This is a genomic window from Luteibacter sp., assembly GCF_036500425.1.
Classification (GTDB): Bacteria; Pseudomonadota; Gammaproteobacteria; order Xanthomonadales; family Rhodanobacteraceae; genus Luteibacter.
Map to the genome: position 1 here is coordinate 1 of NZ_DASYCB010000030.1, position 2769 is coordinate 2769.

Consider the following 2769-nt stretch of genomic DNA (forward strand, 5'->3'; position numbering starts at 1 on the left):
TAGGAGCGCGCTTGCGCGCGATGGGTGCTCGCGGCGGCCCCCATCGCGCGCAAGCGCGCTCCTACAACATTTAGGCAGCCTCGAGGCGCTTGCGCTGGGCCAGCCAGCCCAGGCCTACGATGCCGAGCACGAGCACCGCGTCGAGCGTCCACGGAGCCCATGGGCGGGCGTCGAACCACGGGGCCAGGAGGTTGTCATGGGCGATCATGCGCGCCGCTGTCCAGGCGATAGCCGCCGCGCCGATGTAGATCACGATGGGGAAGCGCTCGATCAGGCGGAGGATCAGGGTGGAGCCCCACACGACCAGCGGCACGCTGATGGCGAGACCCAATACCACCAGACCCATATGGCCCTTGGCCGCGCCGGCGATCGCCAGGACATTATCCAGGCCCATCAGCGCGTCCGCGACGACGATGGTCCGGATCGCTGCCCAAAAGCCCTTCGCCGGCGCGATGTCCGGATCGTGATCCTCGTGCTTGAGCAGCTTCCAGGCGATGGGGATCAGCAACAGGCCACCCGCCAGCATCAGGCCTGGCAGCTTGAGCAACCAGATGACCGCGAAGGTCAGCAGGATACGTATGGCCACCGCACCGAACGTGCCCCAGAAGACAGCCTTCTTCTGCAGATCACGGGGCAGGTTGCGAGCGGCGAGGGCGATGACGATGGCGTTATCGCCCGCCAGGACCAGGTCCAGGAGGATGATGGCCGCGAGACCGGAGAAAAATTCGGGTGTCAGGAAATCCATGGGGCTGCCTTAGCGCGCTGTGGTCGGACCAATGCGGCGGCGACGGGTACGCGCGCCCGTCGTCACCACAAAAGTCTCGTTCCCGGCGCTAAGCCGCCGCGATGCCCGGGACGCTGAGGCGTCCGTACTGACGATCATCGCGCACGGGGCTTTGGGCCCCGCGGAACTACTCCCCTTTGGGTTGTAGTGGGGACATTCTCGCGTTTCAGCTGCGGCGCGGCAAGACACCCCCCGGGGGTGACCGGCTAAAATGCCCGGCTTTCCCACCCACACCCTCGCGAGTGAAGCCATGAGCGCACACGATATCCGTTCCGCCACGCGTCCTGACCCGGACCAGCCGATGGTGGACATCGCCAACTACGTCGCCGATTACACGATCGACTCGCAGGAGGCTTACGACACCGCGCGCTACATGCTGCTGGATTCGCTGGCCTGCTCCGCGCTGGCCATGAAGTTCCCGGATTGCGTGAAGCACCTGGGCCCCATCGTCCCGGGCCTCACCATGGAAGACGGCGTGCGCGTGCCGTTCACCTCGCATGTCCTCGACCCGGTCCAGGCGGCCTTCGCCATCGGTACCCAGGTCCGTTACCTCGATTTCAACGACACCTGGCTGGCCGCCGAGTGGGGCCACCCGTCCGATAACCTCGGCGCCATCCTGTCCGTGGCCGATTACCTGTCGCGCAAGGCGGAGAAGGAAGGCGGCAAGGTCCTCACGGTCCGCGACGTGCTGGGCTACGCCATCAAGGCCCACGAGATCCAGGGCTGCTACGCCCTCAAGAACAGCTATAACCGCGTCGGCCAGGATCACGTGATCCTCGTCCGCCTGGCCTCCACGGCGGTCACCACGGCCATGCTGGGCGGCAACAAGGAGCAGATCACGACCGCGGTCTCGCATAGCTGGATCGATAACGGCGCCCTGCGCACCTACCGCCATGCCCCGAACACCGGTCCGCGCAAGAGCTGGGCCGCCGGCGACGCCTGCCGCCGTGCCGTGACCCACGCGATCAACGCCGTGTACCGCAACGTGGTCGGCTACCCGTCGGCCCTGTCGGCCAAGACCTGGGGCTATTACGACGTGGCGTTCAAGGGCAATGCCTTTGAGTTCGAGCGCCCGTTCGGTAGCTATGTCATGGAGAACGTGCTGTTCAAGATCAGTTTCCCGGCCGAGTTCCACGCCCAGACCGCCGTGGAATGCGCCATGCAGCTGCACGCCGAGGTCGGCCACCGGGTCGACGAGATCGAGCGTATCGAGATCCAGACCCAGGAAGCCGGCGTCCGCATCATCGACAAGACCGGCCCCCTGGCCAACTACGCCGATCGTGACCATTGCATCCAGTACATGGTGGCTGTGCCGCTGCTCTTTGGCCGTCTCACCGCCGATGATTACAACGACAACATCGCGGCCGATCCGCGTATCGATGCCCTGCGCGACAAAATGACCGTGGTCGAGAATCCGCAGTTCACCAAGGATTATTTCGACCCCGAAAAGCGTTACATCGGTAATTCGGTGCAGGTTTTCTTCAAGGACGGCACGAGCACGCAAAAAATCTCGATCGATTTCCCGATCGGCCATCGTAATCGCCGGGCTGAGGGCATTCCGGTTTTGCTCAAGAAATTCGAAGCGGCCCTGCGCGCCGAGTGGCCTGCAGAGCGGGTTGAGAAGGTTCTTGCGGTCACTTCGAGCCCCGAAAAGCTCGATGCCATGCCCATTCACGCGTTCATGACACTCTTCACGGCTTGATAATGGCTGTGACTCAAGTATGAACGGCTGGCGGCGGCATGCGCTCAAATGTTGTTTTTTTGCTAAACTGCCGCCGCCCGTTGAAGGGGTAACAAAAGCGAGGGACGGCAGAAGTCCCCGGATTCGACAAAGAGTTTTTCTGACGCGCGATTTCCGTCTGGGGTGGAGCGCGGACGCGAATACCAATAATGAGGAGACACCGATGAAACGTAAGGGCTTGTTTTTGCTGATCGGCTTGGCCCTGGGCGGCGTGGGTGCCGTTCACGCGCAGGAATCCGCTGAC

3 protein-coding genes are annotated in these 2769 nt (G+C 63.5%); 2 read left to right on the forward strand and 1 reads right to left on the reverse strand.

The annotated features are described in order from the left end of the window. Nucleotides 1–70: 70 nt before the first annotated feature. Nucleotides 71–745, reverse strand: coding sequence for a TerC family protein (locus tag VGN46_RS07655; protein ID WP_331642355.1), 675 nt, complete (start codon nucleotides 743–745; stop codon nucleotides 71–73). A 289-nt stretch (nucleotides 746–1034) separates the two neighbouring features. Here VGN46_RS07655 and VGN46_RS07660 point away from each other — a divergent pair, with 289 nt between their 5' ends. After that, nucleotides 1035–2486: a bifunctional 2-methylcitrate dehydratase/aconitate hydratase gene (locus tag VGN46_RS07660; protein WP_331642357.1), complete on the forward strand. Its 1452-nt coding sequence runs from the start codon at nucleotides 1035–1037 to the stop codon at nucleotides 2484–2486. Between the two features lie 19 nt (nucleotides 2487–2505). Beyond that, the coding region (locus VGN46_RS07665; protein ID WP_331642358.1) for a hypothetical protein at nucleotides 2506–2769 on the forward strand (264 nt) is incomplete at its 3' end.